This is a genomic window from Burkholderia sp. Ac-20345 (assembly GCF_017104825.1).
GTDB classification, from domain to species: domain Bacteria; phylum Pseudomonadota; class Gammaproteobacteria; order Burkholderiales; family Burkholderiaceae; genus Burkholderia; species Burkholderia lata_B.
The window spans coordinates 1-5,507 of sequence record NZ_JAAGPO010000352.1 but is presented as its reverse complement, the minus strand read 5'-3'; the positions used below and the strand labels follow the sequence as shown (position 1 = coordinate 5,507).

General features: G+C 63.6%; 6 protein-coding genes and 1 pseudogene. 6 read left to right on the top strand and 1 reads right to left on the bottom strand.

Annotated elements, in window-relative coordinates; translation table 11 throughout:
- Window positions 1-1,808, bottom strand: a 1,808-nt coding sequence (locus G3O06_RS49875; protein WP_346779599.1) for a hypothetical protein, incomplete at its 3' end; no start/stop codon positions are given.
- On the opposite strand from G3O06_RS49875, the pseudogene G3O06_RS50125 reads away from it, so the two are divergent.
- The 6 genes and pseudogenes from G3O06_RS50125 to G3O06_RS46315 form a co-directional block, all read left to right on the top strand.
- Window positions 1,699-2,067: pseudogene (locus G3O06_RS50125) on the top strand (hypothetical protein); the annotation flags it as partial. The gene G3O06_RS49875 and the pseudogene G3O06_RS50125 overlap by 110 nt on opposite strands.
- A 147-nt stretch (window positions 2,068-2,214) precedes the next feature.
- Complete coding sequence (locus G3O06_RS50120) at window positions 2,215-2,628, top strand: YadA-like family protein (RefSeq protein WP_346779598.1); 414 nt, start codon at window positions 2,215-2,217, stop codon at window positions 2,626-2,628.
- Window positions 2,629-2,818: 190 nt separating this feature from the next.
- Window positions 2,819-3,496, top strand: a complete 678-nt coding sequence (locus tag G3O06_RS46330; protein WP_205820087.1) for an OmpA family protein — start codon at window positions 2,819-2,821, stop codon at window positions 3,494-3,496.
- A 156-nt stretch (window positions 3,497-3,652) separates the two neighbouring features.
- Window positions 3,653-4,798: a DUF2827 domain-containing protein gene (locus G3O06_RS46325; protein WP_205820086.1), complete on the top strand. Its 1,146-nt coding sequence runs from the start codon at window positions 3,653-3,655 to the stop codon at window positions 4,796-4,798.
- A gap of 31 nt (window positions 4,799-4,829) precedes the next feature.
- Window positions 4,830-5,246, top strand: a complete 417-nt coding sequence (locus tag G3O06_RS46320; RefSeq protein WP_205820085.1) for a hypothetical protein — start codon at window positions 4,830-4,832, stop codon at window positions 5,244-5,246.
- Between the two features lie 53 nt (window positions 5,247-5,299).
- Window positions 5,300-5,507: DUF2827 family protein (locus G3O06_RS46315; RefSeq protein WP_241020590.1), on the top strand; the 208-nt coding region annotated here is incomplete at its 3' end.

The following is a 5,507-nucleotide window of genomic DNA, read 5'->3' as shown; positions in this document are numbered from 1 at the left end:
TCGACCTCCACCGGCCTGTCGTCGACCAACAGCGCGGTCACGTCACTGTCGACCTCGACGTCGTCCAGCGTCAGCTCGCTGTCCACCGGCCTGAGCTCGACCGACAGCAACGTCGCGTCGCTCTCAACGTCGACCTCGACTGGTTTGTCGTCGACCAACAGCGCGGTCACGTCGCTGTCGACTTCGACGTCGTCCAGCGTCAGCTCGCTGTCCACCGGCCTGAGCTCGACCGATAGCACCGTCGCGTCGCTCTCGACGTCGACCTCCACCGGCCTGTCGTCGACCAACAGCGCGGTTACGTCACTGTCGACCTCGACGTCGTCCAGCGTCAGTTCGCTGTCCACTGGCCTGAGCTCGACCGACAGCACCGTCGCGTCGCTCTCGACGTCGACCTCGACTGGTTTGTCGTCGACCAACAGCGCAGTCACGTCACTGTCGACCTCGACCTCGTCCAGTGTCAGCTCGCTGTCCACCGGCTTGAGCTCGACTGACAGCACCGTCACGTCGCTCTCAACTTCGGCCTCCACCGGCCTGTCGTCGACCAACAGCACGGTCTCGTCGCTGTCGACCTCGACGTCGTCCAGCGTCAGTTCGCTGTCCACCGGCCTGAGCTCGACCGATAGCACCGTCACGTCGCTCTCGACCTCCACGTCGTCCAGTGTCAGCTCACTGTCCACTGGCCTGAGCTCGACCGATAGCACCGTCACGTCGCTCTCGACGTCGACCTCGACTGGCCTGTCGTCGACCAACAGCGTGGTCTCGTCACTGTCGACTTCGACCTCGTCCAGTGTCAGCTCGCTGTCCACCGGCCTGAGCTCGACCGACAGCACCGTCACGTCGCTCTCGACTTCGACCTCCACCGGCCTGTCGTCGACCAACAGCGCGGTCACCTCGCTGTCGACTTCGACGTCGTCCAGCGTCGGTTCGCTGTCCACTGGACTGAGCTCGACCGACAGCACCGTCACGTCGCTCTCCACGTCGACCTCGGCAAGCCTGTCGTCGGCCAGTAGCGCGGTCACGTCGCTCTCGACCTCAACGTCGTCCAGCGTCGGCTCGCTGTCCACTGGCCTGAGCTCGACCGACAGCAACGTCGCGTCGCTCTCCACGTCGACCTCGGCAAGCCTGTCGTCGGCCAGTAGCGCGGTCACGTCGCTCTCGACCTCCACGTCGTCCAGCGTCGGCTCGTTGTCCACTGGCCTTAGCTCGACCAACAGCAACGTCGCGTCGCTGTCCACGTCGACCTCGACAAGCCTGTCGTCGACCAACAGCGCGGTCACGTCGCTCTCGACCTCCACGTCGTCCAGCGTCGGCTCGTTGTCCACTGGCCTTAGCTCGACCAACAGCAACGTCGCGTCGCTGTCCACGTCGACCTCGGCAAGCCTGTCGTCGACCAACAGCGCGGTCACGTCGCTCTCGACCTCAACGTCGTCCAGTGTCGGCTCGTTGTCCACCGGCCTGAGTTCGACCACCAGCAGTGTCGCATCGCTCTCGACCTCAACGTCGACGAGCCTGTCTTCGGCCACGAGTGCCATTACGTCGCTCTCCACCTCGACCTCGACGGGCCTCAGTTCGACGAACAGCAATGTGTCGTCCCTGTCGACCGGATTGAGCACGACGAGCAGCAGCGTCGCGTCTCTCTCAACCGGTTTGTCCTCGACTGACGCCACACTGACATCGCTTTCGACTGCGGTCGCGCCGCTGACGGCGATCAAGACCCAGACGACAGATGGCAGCACGTCGCTCGGTTCAGGCGCATCGGCAGCAGCCAGTTCGACGGCCGTCGGCCAAGACGCAACAGCATCGGGCACTCAGTCGACTGCAGTAGGCCAAGGCGCATCGGCATCGGGACAAAACTCGACCGCCGAAGGCCAAGGCTCAACGGCATCGGGTCAAAACTCGACCACCCAAGGCCAAGGTTCAACGGCGTCGGGTCAAAACTCGACCGCCCAAGGCCAAGGCTCAACGGCATCGGGGCAGAACTCGACCGCCCAAGGCCAAGGCTCAACGGCATCGGGTCAGAACTCGACCGCTCAAGGCCAAGGCGCAACGGCATCGGGGCAAAACTCGACCGCCCAAGGCCAAGGCGCCGTCGCATCGGGTACCAACTCGAAGGCGGACGGTCAGGCTGCATCGGCGACCGGCAGCAATTCGACGGCACTCGGCCAGGGTTCGACCGCATCAGGCACCAATACGACCGCAGTGGGACAAGGCAGCGTGGCAAGCGCACCGAATTCCGTCGCGATCGGTGCGGGTTCGATCGCTTCACAGCCGAACACCGTCTCCTTCGGGTCGCCGGGCAACGAACGTCGCCTGACGAACGTCGCGCCAGGGATCAACGGCACGGACGCCGCAAACATGAATCAATTGTGGGGTGTCCAGTCGAGCGTCAATGAAGTGGCTCGCCGTGCGTATTCGGGTGTCGCTGCGGCAACTGCGTTGACCATGATTCCGGAAGTCGATCCCGGGAAGACGATCGCGGTCGGCGTTGGCGCCGGTACCTATCAGGGATACGCAGCAACCGCACTTGGTGTGTCCATCCGTTTCAGTGACGCCGTCAAGGCCAAGCTGGGGGTTGGGATCAGCGGCTCCAGCAGCACCTACGGCGGCGGGATCTCCTACCAGTGGTAAGCCACTGATCACGCTACCCGGGCACGGTCAGTTTCCGTCGCCCGGGAGCGCCGGATATCGCGATCGGGTCGTATGCACGACGATCAGGTCATGACGGAGGCCGACGGCATCCAATCGCGACAAGCCTGAATCGAGCCCGCCGCGACACGCGTGGCGGGCTTCACTCAAACCAACCATTGAGGATGTAACCGTGAACAAACTCGCTCTCGCGCTCGCGTTTTCCGCAACGGCCCTCGCCGCGTGCTCGACCGCATCCGGCCCGACCTACAGCGCTTCCGAACTGCAGCCGCGCGACGGCGTGCGGACCTTCCGGGTCGACTGCGGCGGCCTGCTGTCCGGCTCGCAAACATGCATGAAGCCCGCCCGCAAGATCTGCGGCGACCAGCCGGTGCGCGTCGTCGACTCAGTCCGCACGCTGCGCGACAATTCCAACCCTTCGTCGCTGGTATTCCAGTGCGGTGCTGCACCGGTCGAACCCGCAGTGGCCGCACCCGCGCCGGCAGCCCAGCCGGTGCCCGCACCCGTCGAGCACGTGAACCTCTCTGGCGACGCGCTGTTCGCGACCGGCCAAGCCACGCTCGCGCCGACCGCCCGCGCGTCGCTCGACAAGCTGCTCGGCGAACGCGATGACCGCACGTACTCGCAGGTCACGGTCACCGGCTATACCGACTCGGTCGGCGGCGATCAGTACAACCTTGCGCTGTCGAAGCGCCGCGCCGAAGCCGTCGCCGGATACCTGAAGTCGCACGGGCTGAAGGCGGAAACGCTGACGGTCACGGGACGCGGCAAGGCCGACCCGGTTGCGTCGAACGAAACGGCCGAGGGCCGCACCAGCAACCGTCGCGTCGATATCACACTGCAGCGCTGAACAGCCGGCTGGACGCAACGCCGCGCGCGCCCTGCATCGCATGGCGCGCGGGCAATGCCGGCGCGAACGAAACCAAGATCATCCACGGCGTGCCGACTTCCGTGCCCGGCACCCGAGGTCCGGCTGAGCGCACGACGCCGCAGAGGAAACCAACCGGTGACGGACATCAATGAAGCCGCCTCGGGCGGCACCCGCAAGCAACGGCCGGCCGTCGGCATCTCGCTGTTTGCGCGCGACGGCCAGGCGATCTGGGAAAACGGCATACACCAGAACATCGCGTTCCTCGCGATGATGCTCAAGCGCTCGGATCGCGTCGGCCCCGTCTACTTCCTGAACGGCGGCGACGCCAGCGCGCTGCCGGCCGGCCTCGAACTCAACGGCCTCGACATCCCGCTCGTGAAGCCCTCCGACGTCACGCACGAAGTCGACGTCGTGATTGAAATGGGCGCGCAGCTGCCGGTCGAATGGCTCCGGCACATGAAGGCGCTAGGCAAGAAAATCGCCGCGTTCTTCTGCGGGCACGTGTATGCCGGCCTGTGCGAAACCCCGATCTTCGGCAAACCGTCGGGGCACGTATTCAACGGCGCGCCGTTCGACGAAGTGTGGCTGCTGCCGCAATACGACAAGACGGCTGCGCCGATGCTGCAGACCATCCTGCGCGCGCCGGTACACCTGATGCCGCATATCTGGTCGCCGTACTTCCTCGATCGCCGCATCGCCGCGCTCGCCACGGAAGGCGCGACGTTCGGCTATCGGCCCGGCCGCCGCCCGTGGCACCTGGCGATGCTCGAACCGAACATCTCGGTCGCCAAGTCCTGCCACTACCCGATGCTCGCGTGCGACGAGTTCTATCGTGCGCGTCCGGACGCGGTTCAACACATGTTCGTCGTGAACGCGTTGCACATGAAGGAGCATCCGACCTTCGTGCACTTCGCGAACAGCCTCGATCTCGTGCGCCAGCACAAGGCGACCTTCGAGCCGCGCCTCGACCTGCCGGGCTTCATGGCGCGCCATGCTGACGCGGTCGTGTCGCACCACTGGGAAAACGGGCAGAACTATCTGTATTACGACGTGCTGTACGGCGGCTATCCGCTGATCCACAACTCGACGCTGATCGGCGACGCCGGCTATTACTACCCGGACTTCGATTCCGCGGCAGGCGGCCGGGCGCTGCTCGACGCGTGGCTGCATCACGACGAACGCCTCGACGACTACCGCGCGAAGGCGGGCCGGCTGCTGCAGTCGGTCTCGATCGACAACCCCGCGAACCTCGACGCGTTTGTCTCGCGTCTGGTCGCCTGAACCCGAGGCACGTATGTCGGGATCTTGTTCGATGAAAGCGCCGATAATGCCCTCCCTTCAGCCGATAAAACCCGACGAAATATGCGTCGAAATAGAGACGGTGTTCCTGGAATGCATCGATCAATTATGCAATTCGCATGACATCTGCGATAGCAGAGGGGCGATAATTGAAATTCTCATGCAGCATTTTGAATCTCGCGCCCATGCGTTAATCGACAAATATACAAGCCCTGATGACCGAGATAGCGTACAGCTTGCGTACGCTGCCGGCATTGCCAGCGCTGTTTACGGCAAGCGCTCGGCCGTCGCCGATGGGCTGCGGAAGCAGTTGGCGGTTGTGCTTGGAAAGCGAAATATCGAATCGAGTCAATCTTATAAATTAATGAGAGAATTTATAAAATTTGGCCGAATATGCGGCGCCGATATTTTGCACTCGACACATGAATAAATTGAAAAATTATCGATATTGAAAGTATTACATTAAAAATGAATGCTCGGCAATTGTGCGAAAATAATCGCCCGCTCGTCGTCGGCGTGTCGCTGTTCGTGCGCGGCGCCGGCCAGTCGCTGTGGGAAAACGGCATCTTCCAGAACTGCCTGCTGCTGATCCTGCTGCTGCGCCAGTCGCCGCTCGTCGCGGAAGCCGTGATGGTGAACGGCGGCGAACAGGTCGCCGATCCGCAGATGATGCTCGGCGAATGGGACGTGC

Coding starts and splice junctions, on each gene's coding strand:
- G3O06_RS46320 (WP_205820085.1), top strand. CDS start 4,830: ATGAAAGCGCCGATAATGCCCTCCCTTCAGCCGATAAAACCCGACGAA.